The sequence below is a fragment of the Mycolicibacterium chitae genome (genome assembly GCF_900637205.1).
GTDB classification, from domain to species: domain Bacteria; phylum Actinomycetota; class Actinomycetes; order Mycobacteriales; family Mycobacteriaceae; genus Mycobacterium; species Mycobacterium chitae.
Map to the genome: position 1 here is coordinate 2,793,693 of NZ_LR134355.1, position 14,197 is coordinate 2,807,889.

General features: G+C 69.8%; 14 protein-coding genes. 3 read left to right on the forward strand and 11 right to left on the reverse strand.

The features are described 5' to 3' along the window. Positions 1–178 precede the first annotated feature (178 nt). From whiA to EL338_RS13210, 8 genes are all read right to left on the reverse strand, one after another. Positions 179–1,156, reverse strand: a complete 978-nt coding sequence (gene whiA / locus EL338_RS13175) for a DNA-binding protein WhiA (RefSeq protein WP_126336843.1) — start codon at positions 1,154–1,156, stop codon at positions 179–181. Continuing rightward, complete coding sequence (gene yvcK / locus EL338_RS13180) at positions 1,153–2,202, reverse strand: uridine diphosphate-N-acetylglucosamine-binding protein YvcK (RefSeq protein ID WP_126334165.1); 1,050 nt, start codon at positions 2,200–2,202, stop codon at positions 1,153–1,155. Before yvcK ends, whiA begins: the two co-directional genes overlap by 4 nt. After that, complete coding sequence (gene rapZ, locus EL338_RS13185) at positions 2,199–3,128, reverse strand: RNase adapter RapZ (protein ID WP_126334166.1); 930 nt, start codon at positions 3,126–3,128, stop codon at positions 2,199–2,201. The genes yvcK and rapZ overlap by 4 nt, the downstream gene beginning before the upstream one ends. Next, positions 3,125–5,143: an excinuclease ABC subunit UvrC gene (gene uvrC / locus EL338_RS13190; protein WP_126334167.1), complete on the reverse strand. Its 2,019-nt coding sequence runs from the start codon at positions 5,141–5,143 to the stop codon at positions 3,125–3,127. Before uvrC ends, rapZ begins: the two co-directional genes overlap by 4 nt. A gap of 44 nt (positions 5,144–5,187) precedes the next feature. After that, positions 5,188–5,640: a PH domain-containing protein gene (locus tag EL338_RS13195; protein WP_126334168.1), complete on the reverse strand. Its 453-nt coding sequence runs from the start codon at positions 5,638–5,640 to the stop codon at positions 5,188–5,190. Positions 5,641–5,645: 5 nt separating this feature from the next. Continuing rightward, entirely contained in the window at positions 5,646–6,128 is a 483-nt protein-coding gene (gene ribH, locus EL338_RS13200; RefSeq protein WP_126334169.1) for a 6,7-dimethyl-8-ribityllumazine synthase, read from the reverse strand. Continuing rightward, on the reverse strand, positions 6,125–7,456 hold the full coding sequence (locus tag EL338_RS13205) for a bifunctional 3,4-dihydroxy-2-butanone-4-phosphate synthase/GTP cyclohydrolase II (protein ID WP_126334170.1): 1,332 nt from the start codon (positions 7,454–7,456) through the stop codon (positions 6,125–6,127). Before EL338_RS13205 ends, ribH begins: the two co-directional genes overlap by 4 nt. An 88-nt stretch (positions 7,457–7,544) precedes the next feature. Then, positions 7,545–8,165: a riboflavin synthase gene (locus EL338_RS13210; RefSeq protein WP_126334171.1), complete on the reverse strand. Its 621-nt coding sequence runs from the start codon at positions 8,163–8,165 to the stop codon at positions 7,545–7,547. Between the two features lie 69 nt (positions 8,166–8,234). Between EL338_RS13210 and EL338_RS13215 the strand changes: the two genes are divergently transcribed. Genes EL338_RS13215 through EL338_RS13225 form a run of 3 tightly spaced genes read left to right on the forward strand, consistent with a single transcriptional unit; the run spans position 8,235 to position 11,175 of the window. Further along, positions 8,235–8,945 (forward strand): LppX_LprAFG lipoprotein, encoded by a 711-nt coding sequence (locus EL338_RS13215; RefSeq protein WP_126334172.1) that lies wholly within the window; start codon positions 8,235–8,237, stop codon positions 8,943–8,945. Continuing rightward, a complete protein-coding gene (locus EL338_RS13220; RefSeq protein WP_126334173.1) occupies positions 8,945–10,585 on the forward strand; it encodes an MFS transporter in 1,641 nt (546 codons plus the stop codon). Before EL338_RS13215 ends, EL338_RS13220 begins: the two co-directional genes overlap by 1 nt. Positions 10,586–10,614: 29 nt before the next feature. Next, positions 10,615–11,175 carry a type 1 glutamine amidotransferase domain-containing protein gene (locus tag EL338_RS13225; RefSeq protein WP_126334174.1) on the forward strand — a complete coding sequence of 187 codons (561 nt, stop codon included), beginning with the start codon at positions 10,615–10,617 and terminating at the stop codon, positions 11,173–11,175. A 5-nt stretch (positions 11,176–11,180) separates the two neighbouring features. On the opposite strand, the gene ribD is transcribed toward EL338_RS13225, so the two are convergent. The 3 genes from ribD to EL338_RS13240 are packed head-to-tail and all read right to left on the reverse strand — an operon-like array spanning position 11,181 to position 14,145. Beyond that, positions 11,181–12,182, reverse strand: a complete 1,002-nt coding sequence (ribD, locus tag EL338_RS13230; RefSeq protein ID WP_126334175.1) for a bifunctional diaminohydroxyphosphoribosylaminopyrimidine deaminase/5-amino-6-(5-phosphoribosylamino)uracil reductase RibD — start codon at positions 12,180–12,182, stop codon at positions 11,181–11,183. Next, on the reverse strand, positions 12,179–12,868 hold the full coding sequence (gene rpe, locus EL338_RS13235) for a ribulose-phosphate 3-epimerase (RefSeq protein WP_126334176.1): 690 nt from the start codon (positions 12,866–12,868) through the stop codon (positions 12,179–12,181). The genes ribD and rpe overlap by 4 nt, the downstream gene beginning before the upstream one ends. Next, positions 12,841–14,145, reverse strand: coding sequence for a hypothetical protein (locus EL338_RS13240; RefSeq protein WP_126334177.1), 1,305 nt, complete (start codon positions 14,143–14,145; stop codon positions 12,841–12,843). Before EL338_RS13240 ends, rpe begins: the two co-directional genes overlap by 28 nt. Positions 14,146–14,197: the final 52 nt, after the last annotated feature.

Sequence of the window (14,197 nt, forward strand, 5' to 3'; positions counted from 1 at the left end):
GGCGACCACGCGTCTCCCCCATCATCTGAATGTCCCTACGCGGAATGTTAGTCCTGGCGGCAGGCTCGTAGTGGCCATCCGTCAAAACGTTCCGGTCAGACAAGCGATCTCAGCCACACGTCCAAATGCGCTAACCCCACCGTTCTAAGCGGAAGCCATTCAGCACAAACCGATCCGGTCAGGCGTCCTCGAGCAGTTCCGGGGTGACCGCGGACTCGGTGTCGGGGATCCCGTCTTGCTTGGCCTTGCGGTCGGCCATCGACAGCAACCGCCGAATACGGCCGGCCACAGCGTCTTTCGTCATCGGCGGATCGGCCAGGCGGCCGAGTTCCTCGAGTGAGGCCTGCCGGTGTTCGACCCGGAGCTTTCCGGCGGCGGCAAGGTGGTCCGGCACGGTGTCGCCGAGGATGGCCAGGGCGCGTTCCACCCGGGCGGCCGCGGCGACCGCGGCCCGCGCCGAGCGGCGCAGGTTGGCGTCATCGAAGTTGGCCAGCCGGTTGGCGGTGGCCCGGACCTCGCGGCGCATGCGCCGCTCCTCCCAGGTCAGCCGGGTGTCCTGGGCGCCCATCCGGGTCAGCAGCGCGCCGATGGCCTCACCGTCGCGCACCACCACCCGGTCCGCGCCGCGGACCTCGCGGGCCTTGGCGCTGACGCCGAGTCGCCGGGCCGCGCCGACGAGCGCCAGCGCCGCCTCCGGCCCGGGGCAGCTGACCTCCAGCGCCGAGGAGCGGCCCGGTTCGGTCAGCGAACCGTGCGCCAAAAACGCGCCGCGCCAGGCTGCCTCGGCGTCGCCGACGTTGCCGCCGACCACCTGGGCCGGGAGCCCCCGCACGGGACGGCCGCGCAGGTCCAGCAGCCCGGTCTGGCGGGCCAGCGCCTCGCCGTCCTTGGCCACCCGCACGACATACCGGGTGTTCTTGCGGATACCGCTGGCCGAGAGCACGTGCACGATGGCGTTGTAGCCGTACAGATCGAAGATGTCCTTGCGCAGCCGCCGGGCGATGATGCCCAGGTCGACCTCGGCCTCGACCACCACGCGACCGGCCACGATGTGCAGTCCCCCGGCGAACCGCAGCAGCGACGCCACCTCGGCGCGCCGCGCGCTGACGGAATTAACCACCAGTCGGCTCAGTTCGTCCTTCACCTCAGCCGTCATCGCCACGGGTCGTCACCTCTCGGTCCATTGGGCCGCGTTCCATCCGGTTCGCCAGGAGCCATCGTCGGCACCGTAGCCGTCGTGGGTACGGTCGGCATCTCCCCCGGGCGGCACACCGCTTCCAGGGCCGACGCCAGCTTTGCCGGGTCATGTAATGGGGTACCAGGTCGAGACACGTCAGCAAACTGTACCCGGGCGTCCAAGACGCCGGCCGTGCGGCGCAGTTGTTCGCGTTCGCGCTCGCCGGCGACCCTGGTCGCGTCCACGACGATGTCGTGCACGGTGAACTCGGGAGCGTGCTGAGCAAGCACATGCAGGTGCCGTTCGGCCGAGAAGCCCGCGGTTTCGCCGGGTTGGTCGGCGAGGTTGAGCACCAGCGCCCGACGGGCGGTGGTCGCCCGCAGCGCGGCCGCCAACCCCGGCACCAGCAAATGCGGGATGACGCTGGTGAACCACGAACCCGGGCCCAGCACCACCAGGTCGGCGTCCATGATCGCGTCGACGGCCTGGCGGGTGGCCGGCGGGTTGCCCGGCAGCAACCGGACGCGGCGGACCTTGCCGGGGGTCGTGGCGATGGCCACCTGCCCGCGGATCGACCGGCTCATCCGGGGGTCGGACTCCAGGCCGGCCACATCGGCCTCGATCTGCAGCGCGATGGGACACATCGGCAGCACCCGGCCCTTGACCCCGAGGATCCGTCCCACCTCGTCGAGCGCGGCCACCGGGTCGGCCAGCACCTCGTTGAGACCGGCCAGCATCAGGTTGCCGATCGGATGCCCGGCCAGCGCGCCGTTACCGCCGAACCGATGCTGGATGATGGTCGCCCACAACCGCCCGTGGGGACTGTCGGATGCCAAGGCGGCCAGGGCCATTCGCAGATCGCCGGGCGGCACGATGTCGAGTTCGCTGCGCAGCCGCCCCGAGGATCCACCGTCGTCGGCGACCGTCACCACCGCGGTGACGTGCGGGGTGAGCCGCCGTGCCGCCGACAGCGTGGCGTAGAGGCCGTGGCCGCCGCCGAGCGCGACGATGCGCTGCGGGGTCATTCGCGCCCCAGATCCCGGTGCAGTACCCGCACCGCCAGGCCCTCACCTTTGCGCAGTCGCTCCGCCAGCGCCTCGGCCATCGCCACGCTGCGGTGCTTGCCCCCGGTACAGCCGATGGCCACCGTCATGTATCGCTTGCCCTCCCGCCGGTAGCCATCGACCACCAGCCCCAGCAGTTCATGGTAGGTGCCCAGGAAGTGTTCGGCGCCGGGTTGGGCCAGCACGTAGTCGCGCACCGCCGGGTGTTGGCCGGTGTGCGGACGCAACTCGTCGACCCAATGCGGGTTCGGCAAGAAGCGCACGTCCATCACCATGTCGGAATCCATCGGCAAGCCGTACTTGTACCCAAAGGACTCGACGGTGACACTCGTGACCGGAGCGGTCTCCGTCCCGAACGCGCCCTCGATGACCTCCCGCAGCTCCCGCACCGACAGCCGGGAGGTGTCGATCACCAGGTCGGCGGCGGCCCGCACGGGCGCCAGCATCGATCGCTCGGCGGCGATCCCCTCGGCCAGCGTCAGATCACCCTGCATCGGGTGGCTGCGCCGGTTGTTCTCATAGCGGCGGACCAGCATCTCGTCCGAGGCCTCGAGGAACAGCACGCGCGGGACGATGCCGCGGGCGGCCAGCTCGTGGTGCACCGAATCCAGGTTGCCGGTGAAGCCCCGCGAGCGCGAGTCCATCACCACCGCGAGCTGGGTGATGCGCGAGCCCGCAGCCAGACCCAGCTCGACCATCCGGGCGATCAATTCCGGCGGCAGGTTGTCGGCGACGTACCAGCCGAGGTCCTCGAGGACCTTCGCCGCGGTGCCGCGCCCGGCCCCGGACAGGCCGGTGACCAGCACCACGTCGATACCGGTTTCGCGGTCCGCTCCGATCTGTCCCGTGTCGGCCTCGCGTACCACTTCGTCTGTATCGTCAGTCATCTCGATGTCCGTTCAGCGATGCCATCATCGCCCACCGCGGCCTCTGTTGGTGTGGATACCTCGGAATCGGCTCGCACCCCCAGCGCGTCGAGCACCGCGGTGGCGGTGGCCACCCCGATCCCGGGCACCGAGGTGATCTCGTCGACCGAGGCCTGCTTGAGTCGGGCCACCGAGCCGAAGTGGGTCACCAGCGCCTTGCGCCGATGCTCCCCCAGGCCGGGAATGGAGTCCAGCGCCGAGGCCGTCATCCGCTTCGAGCGTTTGCTGCGGTGGAAGGTGATGGCAAAGCGGTGCGCCTCGTCGCGGACCCGCTGCAACAGGTACAGGCCCTCGCTGGTGCGCGGCATGATCACCGGGTCCGGTTCGCCGGGCACCCAGATCTCCTCGAGCCGCTTGGCCAGGCCGACGACGGCGACGTCGGTGATGCCCAGGTCCTCGAGCACCGCCGCGGCCGCATTCACCTGGGGCGCACCGCCGTCCACCACGTAGAGGTTGGGCGGGTAGGCGAACTTGCGCGACTTTCCTTCCGGGGCAAACTCTTCGGGGTTCTTGGTGTCCTGCAGATGCCGCCAGAACCGGCGCCGGGTGACCTCGGCGATGGAGGCCACGTCGTCGGAGCGGCCATCGCCGGCGGCTTCCTTGATGCTGTAGTGCCGGTAGTCGGACTTGCGCGGCAACCCGTCCTCGAACACCACCAGCGAGGCCACCACGTCGGTGCCCTGCACGTGGCTGATGTCCACGCATTCGATGCGCAACGGCGCCTCGGCCAGCCCGAGCGCCTCCTGGATACTCTGCAGGGCAGCCGATCTCGCGTTGAAGTCGCCGGCCCGCTTGAGCTTGTGCTGCTGCAGCGCCTCGACGGCGTTGCGGCGCACGGTCTCCGCCAGAGCCTTCTTGTCGCCGCGCCGCGGCACCCGCAGCGCCACCTTCGAGCCCCGCAACCGCGACAGCCACTCGGCGACCTGCTCGGCGTCACCGGGCAGGCACGGCACCAGCACCTCGCGCGGTACCGGGTTGGTCGCCTCGTCGCCGCCGCCGTCGCTGGCGCTGCCCAACTCGGCCTGTTCACCGTAGAACTGAGTGAGGAACTGTTCGACCAGCTGCTCCTGCACGGTCTCCACCAGATCGCCCGGCTCACTGGATTTCTCGACGATCCAGCCGCGCTGACCGCGCACCCGCCCGCCGCGAACATGGAAGACCTGCACGGCGGCCTCGAGTTCGTCGTCGGCGAACGCCACGACGTCGGCGTCGGTCCCGTCGCCGAACACCACGGCCTGCTTCTCCAGGGCGCGGCGCAGCGCCGAGAGATCGTCGCGCAGTCGGGCGGCCCGCTCGAAATCGAGCTCCTCGGCCGCGGCGGTCATCCGCTGTTCGAGCTCGCGCGCGAACCGGTCGGTCCTGCCGGACAGGAAGTCGCAGAAGTCCTGGACGATCTTGCGATGCTCCTCCGCGCTGACCCGTCCCACACACGGCGCCGAACACTTGTCGATGTAGCCGAGCAGGCACGGTCGCCCGATCTGGCTGTGTCGCTTGAACACTCCCGCCGAGCAGGTGCGCGCCGGGAACACCCGGGTGAGCAGGTCGACGGTCTCGCGGATGGCCCAGGCGTGCGAGTACGGCCCGAAGTAGCGCACCCCCTTGCGCCGCGGCCCGCGGTAGACGAACAGCCGGGGGAATTCCTCGTTGAGCGTGACGGCCAGCACCGGGTAGGACTTGTCGTCGCGGTAGCGGACGTTGAAGCGCGGATCGAATTCCTTGATCCAGTTGTACTCGAGCTGCAGCGCTTCGACCTCGGTGTTGACGACGGTCCACTCCACCTTGGCGGCGGTGGTGACCATCTGCCGGGTGCGCGGGTGCAGACTCGCGACATCGGCGAAGTACGACGTGAGGCGGCTGCGCAGGCTCTTGGCCTTGCCGACGTAGATGACCCGGCCGTGCTGATCGGAGAACCGGTAGACGCCGGGCTCGACCGGGATGGATCCCGGGGCGGGGCGGTAGGTCGACGGATCAGGCACTGCTCCAGCCTAGTACCGTCGTGGGACTGCTCCCGGCGCGCGAGCTACCGGCCGACCTGATACTTGTCCATCAGCGCGCGCACGGTGTCCATGGCCTCGACGGCGCGGGCCTTGTCCACCGCCTGGATCGCCATCACCGGGTGGTATTCGTAGTCGGGCAGGTCGACGCGGGCCCACCGCGCACCGGTGTGAAACGAGACACCTTCGACGTCGGACCAGCTGATCAGCTTCTCGCCCAGCAAATTCCGTACCGCCAGTCCCTGCGGACCGATGCGCAGCCGGGGGCGGGTGAACAGCAGCACCACGCAGCCGATGACCACGCCGAGGATCCCGATGGCCACCTGGTCGGCGGTCTGGAAGATCACCCCGCTGGAACCGATCTTCAACAGGAAACCGACCACGATGTGCGCCAGGGCGATGATGACCGCCGCGACCACCGCGAAGATCGGCGTCAGCCTCGGACGCAGCTCGGCGTCCCAGACGGGCTTGTCGACCAAGGATCTCACCTGGCCGCGCGCAGATCCCGCAGGGTCAGCGCGGTGCTCAGGGCGGCCGCGGCCGCCTGTTCGCCCTTGTCCTCGGCCGATCCCGGCAGCCCCGCGCGGTCGAGCGCCTGCTCCTCGGTGTCGGTGGTCAGTACGCCGTTGGCCACCGGGGTGGCCTCGTCCAGCGAGACCCGGGTCAGGCCTTGGGTCACCGCATCGCAGACGTAGTCGAAATGTGGTGTCTGGCCGCGGATCACCACGCCGAGGGCCACCACCGCGTCGTGCCGGCGGGCCAACTCCTGGGCCACCACCGGGATTTCGATGGCGCCCAGCACTCGCACCACGGTGGGTTCGGCGACACCGGCGGCCTTCGCGACCCGCAGCGCGCCGTCGAGCAGCGCATCACAGATCGCGGTGTGCCAGGTGCTCACGACGATGGCCAGGGACACGTCGGCGGCGTCGAGTTCGGGCATATCCGGGATGCCCGCACCGCCGCTCACGGATTGTTCCCGGTCGCGTCGGGCGCGGACTGGGTGTGCCGGTCGCCCAGCAGGTAGACCGCCTCGTCGTAGCCGTCCATGGTGGTCGACTCGTGGTAGTCGTCGAGTCCGGTCAGGTCGTGGCCCATCCGGTCCCGCTTGGTCAGCAGGTAGCGGATGTTGTCGGCGTTGGCGCGCACCGGCAGCGGCACCCGCTCGGTGATGTGCAGCCCGTAGCCGTCCAGGCCGACGCGCTTGGCGGGGTTGTTGGTCAGCAGCCGCATGGACCGGATCCCGAGATCCACCAGGATCTGCGCGCCGATGCCGTAGTCGCGGGCGTCGGCGGGCAGGCCCAGCTTCAGGTTGGCGTCGACGGTGTCGTCGCCGGCGTCCTGCAGCTGATAGGCCTGCAGCTTGTGCATCAGGCCGATGCCCCGGCCCTCGTGGCCGCGCATGTAGAGCACGACGCCGCGGCCCTCGCGGGCCACCATCGCCATGGCCGCGTCCAGTTGCGGACCGCAGTCGCAGCGCCGCGAACCGAACACGTCGCCGGTGAGGCATTCGGAGTGCACCCGCACCAGCACGTCCTCGCCGTCGCTGTTGGGCCCCGCGATCTCGCCGCGGACCAGCGCGACGTGTTCGACGTCCTCGTAGACGCTGCTGTAGCCGACCGCACGGAAATCGCCGTGCCGGGTCGGGATCCGGGCCTCGGCGATGCGCTCGATGTGCTTCTCGTGCTTGCGCCGCCATTCGATGAGGTCGGCGATGGAGATCAGGGCCAACTGGTGCTCGTCGGCGAACACCCGCAGTTCCTCGGTGCGGGCCATCGCGCCTTCGTCCTTCTGGCTGACGATCTCGCAGATCGCGCCGGCCGGCTGCAGACCCGCCAACCGGGCCAGGTCCACCGCGGCCTCGGTGTGGCCCGGGCGCCGCAGCACCCCGCCGTCCTTGGCGCGCAGCGGGACGACGTGTCCCGGCTTGGTGAAGTCATCGGCGACGGCCTCGGGGTCGGCCAGCAGCCGCATGGTGGTGGCCCGGTCGGAGGCCGAGATACCGGTTCCCACACCCACTTTGGCGTCGACGGTGACGGTGTAGGCGGTGCCGTGCTTGTCCTGGTTGACCGCGTACATCGGCAGCAGGCCCAGCTTGTCGCACACCTCGCCGGCCAGCGGCACGCACAGATAACCGGAGGTGTAGCGGACCATGAACGCAACGAGTTCCGGGGTGGCCTTCTCGGCCGCGAAGATCAGGTCGCCCTCGTTCTCGCGATCCTCGTCGTCGATGACGACCACGGCCTTACCCGCCGCGATATCGGCGACCGCCCGTTCGACGGTATCGAGCCTGGTCATCTGCGCCACCTTGCCGGTTTCTGCTGGGAGCCCGCGACGGGCTCAAAAACGGTATATCTCACCAGTATGAACCACCGGAGCGCGCCGGTTACTTCCCCTTCTCGCTGAGCAGACGCTCAACATATTTGGCGATGACGTCCACCTCCAGGTTGACCGGCGTGCCGACGGGCGCGCCGCCCAGCGTGGTCATGCTCAGGGTGGTCGGGATCAGCGATACCTCGAACCAGGCCGAATCGGTGTTCTCGTCGCGTTCACCCAGGCCGGAGACGGTCAGGGAGATGCCGTCGACGGTGATCGAACCCTTTTCCACCACGTACCGCGAGATCGCCTCGGGCAGCGTGATCCGCACCACTTCCCAGTGCTGGGATGGGGTTCGCGACACCACCGTGCCGGTGCCGTCGACGTGGCCCTGCACGATGTGCCCGCCGAGGCGGCTGTTGACGGCGGCCGCGCGCTCGAGATTGACCCGCGACCCCGCCGCGAGCGCCTGCAGGCTGGACCGGTCCAGGGTCTCGGCCATCACGTCGGCGCTGAACTGCCCGTCGGGCAACACCTCGACGACGGTCAGGCACACCCCGTTGACGGCGATGGAATCGCCATGGCCGGCATCCGCAGTGACGACGGGTCCGCGGATGACGAAACGCGCCGCGTCGGCCAGGTCTTCTTTGGCGATGACTTCGCCGAGTTCTTCGACGATTCCGGTGAACACGGGCAGTAAGGCTACTCAGGTGGGCGCTCAAAAGCCCGACAGCGGGGTGGCACCCTCTACGATGCAGTCATGCAACCGCGCCGACTTGTGTCCCGGATTGTCCTGTCCCTTGCCGCCGCCGGCGCCGCCACCGCATTGGTGGTGGGCTGCTCCTCGGGCTCCGATGCCCCCGCGGAGTCGCTGCCCGACGCGCCCGGCCTGCTGCAGCAGTCCAGCCAAACCACCAAGGGCCTGCAGAGCGCCCACCTCGAGATCCTCGTCGACGGCACCATCGAGGGCCTGCCCGTCAAGCAGCTCTCGGGCGACCTGACCAACGTGCCGGCCACCGCCGTGCAGGGCAGCGCCAAGATCACGATGGCGGGCTCCGATGTCGACGTCGACCTCGTCGTCATCGACAGCACCTTGTTCGCGGCGCTGACCCCCGACAGCTGGTTGGACATGGGACCGGCCGCCGACATCTACGACCCGTCGACGATCCTGAACCCCGAGGCCGGGGTGGCCAACATCCTGGCCAACTTCTCCGACGCCAAGTCCGAGGGCACCGAGCAGATCGACGGCATCGACACCGTCCGGGTCACCGGTGAGGTCAGCGCCGACGCGGTCAACCAGCTGATCCCCTCGCTGAAGGCCACCTCGCCCGTGCCGGGCACCGCGTGGATCGAGAACGGCGGCGACCACAACCTGGTGCGCGCTCAGATCGAGCCGACCGGTGACAGCTCCATCGAGCTGACCCTGTCGAAGTGGAACGAGCCCGTCACCGTCACCAAGCCGCAGGTGTAATGCGCCCGGAAACGAGGCGCTGGACCGCGATCAGCGCGGGCGGGCTCGCAGTCCTGCTCGGGGCCATCGACACCTACGTCGTGGTCACGATCATGACCGACATCATGCGAGACGTCGGCATCCCGATCAACAAGATCCAGCAGGTCGCGCCGATCATCACCGGCTATCTGCTCGGCTACATCGCGGCCATGCCGCTGCTGGGCCGGGCCTCCGACCGGGTGGGCCGCAAGCTGGTGCTGCAGGTGGGCCTGGCCGGCTTCGCGATCGGTTCGGTGGTCACGGCGCTGGCCGAGGACCTGACGACGCTGGTGATCGGTCGCGTCATCCTCGGTATCGCCGCCGGCGCCCTGCTCCCGGTGACGCTGGCCCTGGCGGCCGACCTGTGGGCCGCCCGCAACCGCGCCGCGGTGCTCGGCGGCATCGGTGCCGCCCAGGAGCTGGGCTGCGTGCTCGGCCCGCTGTGGGGCATCGCGGTGGTGTCGATGCTCAACACCTGGCGCGACGTGTTCTGGATCAACATCCCGCTGGCGCTGCTGGCCATGGTGATGATCCACTTCAGCGTCCCGGGCCGCGATCGCGGCGCCGGTCCGCGCGAGCGGGTCGACGTGGTCGGCGGGCTGCTGCTGGCCATTGCGCTCGGGCTGCTGGTGATCGGTCTGTACAACCCCGAGCCCGACGGCAAGGAAGTGCTGCCGAGCAACGGTCTGCTGCTGGTCGGCATCGCGCTGATCGTCACGCTGGCGTTCTTCGTCTGGGAACGGGTCTCGCGCACCAAACTCATCGAGCCGGCCGGTGTGAAGTTCGTGCCGTTCCTGGCCGCGCTGGGCACCTCGCTGTGTGCGGGGGCCGCACTGATGGTCACGCTGGTCAACGTCGAGCTGTTCGGCCAGGGTGTGCTGGGCCTGGACCAGGTGGAAGCGGCGCTGAAGTTGAGCTGGTTCCTGGCCGCCCTGCCGGTGGGCGCGGTGCTCGGCGGCGTCATCGCGACCCGCGTGGGCGACCGCATCGTGGTGTTCGTCGGCATGCTCATCGCCGCGTTCGCCTACTGGCTGGTGTCGCACTGGCGCGTCGACGTGCTGTCGGTCAGCCATGACCTGGGCCTGTTCGAACTTCCGGCGTTCAGCACCGACCTGGTGATCGCCGGATTCGGCCTGGGCCTGGTGATCGGGCCGCTGACGTCGGCCGCGCTGCGCGTGGTGCCGTCGGCTCAGCACGGCATCGCCTCGTCGCTGGTCGTGGTGGCGCGCATGACGGGCATGCTGATCGGCGTCGCGGCGCTGTCGGCATGGGGCCTGTACCGCTTCAACCAGATCCTGGCGACCCTGCCCAGCGAGGGTGGCGAGACGTTGGCCGCCAAGCTCGCCGCCGAGGCGGCCCGCTACCAGCTGGCGTTCTCGATGCAGTACGGCGAGATGTTCGGCGTCACCGCAATCGTCTGCGTGGTCGGTGCGGCCATCGGCCTGCTGATCGCCGGCAAGCACACCCACGCCGACGAGGGATCCCCCGGCCCGGATCTCGATCCCCGGGACGACGCGGAACCCGCCACTCAGGTGCTCGGCGCGGCCCGGGCCGACGAAGCGGCCACCACCCGCCTGCCCGCCGGCGGCGGCGGTGCGCACCGGCGCCGGGATCCGCGCTAGAAGACGGATCGATCGGGTACCCGGCGGGTATGACGAATGATCTGACAGGTAAGAAAGTCGCGTTCCTGGTCGCCCAGGAGGGCGTGGAACAGGTGGAACTGACCCAACCGTGGGAGGCCGTCCAGCAGGCCGGCGGTTCGCCGGTGTTGGTGTCGACCGAGACCGGCAAGGTGCAGGCGTTCAACCACCTGACCGAGGCGGACACCTTCGAGGCCGACGTCGCCGCCGCCGACGCCGAGGTGGGCGACTATGCGGGTCTGGTGCTGCCCGGCGGCGTGGCCAATCCCGACAATCTGCGCACCAACTCCGATGCGGTGGGTTTCGCCAAGGCGTTCTTCGATGCCGGCAAGCCTGTCGCGGTGATCTGCCACGGGCCCTGGACGCTGGTGGAGGCCGAGGTGCTGCGCGGCCGGAAGCTGACCTCGTGGCCCAGCGTGCGCACCGACATCGTCAACGCCGGGGGCAGTTGGGTGGACGAGGAGGTCACGGTGTGCACGGACGGGCCGAACACGTTGGTGTCGAGCCGCAAACCCGATGATCTGCCGGCCTTCTGCAGCAAAACTGTTGAGGTGCTGGCGAGTTCGGCCTAGCCGGATCAGTCCGGGACCAGGCTCAGCAGCACGTCCGGCCCCACCCGCAGCACGCTGTCGTAGCTCCAGCGCGGGGCCTGGGTCAGCGTGTCGACGCCGATGGTGTCGATCACCGTGTTGGGACCGCCGATCAGCACCGGTGCCACGTAGGCCAGGATCCGGTCGATGAGCCCGGCCCGCAGGAACGCCGAGGCCAGCGCGGGCCCGGACTCGAGGAACAGGTCGGTGCGATCGGCCAGCGCGCGCAGGACCTCGGCGGGGTCGCGGGTGCGCAGCAGCATCGTGGGCGAATCCGCGTTGCGCACTTTGCGATCCGCGGCCACCTCGCGCAGGCCGACCACGACGCGCAGCGGTTGCCGGTCGTAGAGCGCACCGTCCGGGGTCCTTGCCGTGAGCGCGGGGTCGTCGGCGACGACCGTGCCCGTTCCGACGATCACCGCGTCGGCGGCCGCGCGCCGCAGATGCACATCCGCGCGGGCCTGCGGGCTGGTGATCCACTGGCTGGTGCCGTCGGCCGCCGCGCTGCGTCCGTCGACGCTGCCCGCGACCTTCCAGGTGACGTGGGGACGACCGGTCCGCAGCTTGTGCAGCCACTCGCGCAACGAACCGCCGGCGACCTCGGCCCCGAGCACCCCGGGCACCGTGGTGACACCGGCCCCGGCAAGTCGCGCCGCGCCGTCGGCGGCCACCGGATTGGGGTCGGCCACCGCATGGACGACGGTCGAAATGCCCGCCGCCAGAAGCGCATCCACACACGGTGGAGTGCGGCCGTGATGGTTGCACGGCTCCAGGGTGACCACCGCGGTGCCGCCGCGCGCCCGCTCCCCCGCCGCGCGCAAAGCCACGACCTCCGCGTGCGCGCCGCCGACGGGTTCGGTGGCCCCCACGCCGACGATGTCGCCGGCCGAATCCAGCACGACGGCGCCCACCGGCGGGTTCGGATACGTGGTGCCCTTGACCCGGTCGGCCTGCGCGATGGCCAACCGCATGGCGGCCTCGAAGCTCATAGCCGCAGATGCGGCGAGGCCTTGGCGGCCTGTTCGCGCAGCGACCGCACCGCCGCCGCGGGTTCCTCGACGCCATAGACCGCCGACCCCGCGACGAAACAGTCGACCCCGGCCGCCGCCGCGGCCTCGATGGTCTCGTCGTTGATACCGCCGTCGATCTCGACGAGGATCTTCAGTTCGCCCGCGTCCACCAAGCGGCGGGCGGTCTCCACCTTGGGCAGCACCTCGGGAATGAACTTCTGCCCGCCGAATCCGGGTTCCACGGACATGATCAGCAGGGTGTCGAAATCCCGCAGGATCTCCAGATAGGGCTCCAGCGGGGTGCCCGGCTTGACCGCCAACCCGGCCTTGGCGCCGGCGGCGCGGATGTCGCGGGCCACCGCGATCGGATTGTCGGTGGCCTCGGCGTGAAAGGTCACGTTGTGGGCGCCGGCCTCGGCGTACGGCGGCGCCCAGCGCTCGGGTGCGGCGATCATCAGGTGGCAGTCCATCGGGATGTCGGTGACCTTCAGCAGGCTCTCCACCACCGGCATGCCGAGCGTCAGATTGGGGACGAAGTGGTTGTCCATGACGTCCACGTGCAACCAGTCGGCCCCGGCGACCGCGGCGGTCTCCTCGGCCAACCGGGCAAAGTCAGCAGCCAGGATCGACGGGGCGATCATCGGGGTAGCGGGCGGTTTTGGCATGCCGCCAGCCTACTGTGCCCACCCGAGGTCAAGTCATACATCCGGTCGGCGACGGTGCCCAGTGCGGTCTCGACCTGATCTGGGTCGAAGACGCTGCCGTGGAATTCGGCGGTGAGCCAGAGATTGCCGGACATCGCCGCCGAGGTGACCGTGACGCCCTCGGGGCCGGCCGGGTCGCTGGCGACCAGCATGTACCCCGAACGCGGATCGGTGAAGGGCCAGCGACCGGAGCGCTCGGGCGTCCCGACGTTGGAGTGCAGCAATCTCATTCGCGGGCGCACCGGATGGACGTCGGCAACCGCGCGTCGCCGGCCCAGACGGGTCTTGACGGTGCCCATCAGCAGGTTCGCCACCGGACGTCCACTGCGCGCGGATCGATCCATGTCCGCCTGCAACTGTCGCGGGCCGTCCCCGGCGCCCAGGATGTAGTCCAGACCGGCGGTGAACGGGCTCAGCGTGCTGGTCCCCGCCCGCAGATAGCGGCGTACGTCGAACGGAATCGTCACTGAGTCGTCCACGGCCAGATCGGTATCCGTGAACGCTTCCCACAATGCCTGGGTGCTCAGGGCCACCAGGCTGACGCCCGGCAGGCTGGCATCGCGTCGTTCCCGCAGCTCGGCGACCGCGGCGGACGGCAGTCCCACGACCCCGGTGGTGGCGGCGGGCCGGAATGGTTCACGCACCTGGTCCGGGGGCAGATCGGTCACCGACCGGGTTGCGCGCTGCCGGTATTCCGCGAGGACGGCCGCGACGCGGCGGGGACTGGTGCCGAAGGTCTGCAGGCCCGCGCGAACCAACGGGGACAGCCGATTGCGGTAGGGCGCGAGCAGGTCCGGATCGCGGGGGTCCACGGCGCCGAGCAGCACATCGAGAATCAGATGCACCAGGGCCACCTCCCCCAGCCCGTGACAGAAGTCGATCGCCAATTGGTCACCGGCGCAGAGGATCCGAACCCCGCCGGCGATGTCGGTGGTGCGCATCGCCCGCACCAGCGGCACCAGCGCGGTAGAGGGTTCGCCCCGCGGCGCCGCGTCGATCGCGGTAATCACCTTCGACGCGTCGATCGGCAGCTGCTGCCACCGACGGCTCTCGAGCGAGGGTTCCAGGCTCAGTCGAGCCGATACTCCCCGCTCGACCAGCGCCGCGTAACGCTCCAACAGTTGAGCCCTGGGCGGCAGTTCCAACGGGCCCACCAGCACCGTCGTCCAACGCCGACTGTGCACCACGTCGAGAGCCGCGACTCGGACGCGGTTGCGGCGAGAGCTGGCGGACGTCATCGAAGGTGCATCTCTCTTGGCTGCGATACGACGGCTGGCCCCCTCCTCAGGT

Coding starts and splice junctions, on each gene's coding strand:
- whiA (WP_126336843.1), bottom strand. CDS start 1,156: ATGACGGCTGAGGTGAAGGACGAACTGAGCCGACTGGTGGTTAATTCC.
- yvcK (WP_126334165.1), bottom strand. CDS start 2,202: ATGACCCCGCAGCGCATCGTCGCGCTCGGCGGCGGCCACGGCCTCTAC.
- rapZ (WP_126334166.1), bottom strand. CDS start 3,128: ATGACTGACGATACAGACGAAGTGGTACGCGAGGCCGACACGGGACAG.
- EL338_RS13205 (WP_126334170.1), bottom strand. CDS start 7,456: ATGACCAGGCTCGATACCGTCGAACGGGCGGTCGCCGATATCGCGGCG.
- EL338_RS13215 (WP_126334172.1), top strand. CDS start 8,235: ATGCAACCGCGCCGACTTGTGTCCCGGATTGTCCTGTCCCTTGCCGCC.
- EL338_RS13220 (WP_126334173.1), top strand. CDS start 8,945: ATGCGCCCGGAAACGAGGCGCTGGACCGCGATCAGCGCGGGCGGGCTC.
- EL338_RS13225 (WP_126334174.1), top strand. CDS start 10,615: ATGACGAATGATCTGACAGGTAAGAAAGTCGCGTTCCTGGTCGCCCAG.
- ribD (WP_126334175.1), bottom strand. CDS start 12,182: ATGAGCTTCGAGGCCGCCATGCGGTTGGCCATCGCGCAGGCCGACCGG.
- rpe (WP_126334176.1), bottom strand. CDS start 12,868: ATGCCAAAACCGCCCGCTACCCCGATGATCGCCCCGTCGATCCTGGCT.
- EL338_RS13240 (WP_126334177.1), bottom strand. CDS start 14,145: ATGACGTCCGCCAGCTCTCGCCGCAACCGCGTCCGAGTCGCGGCTCTC.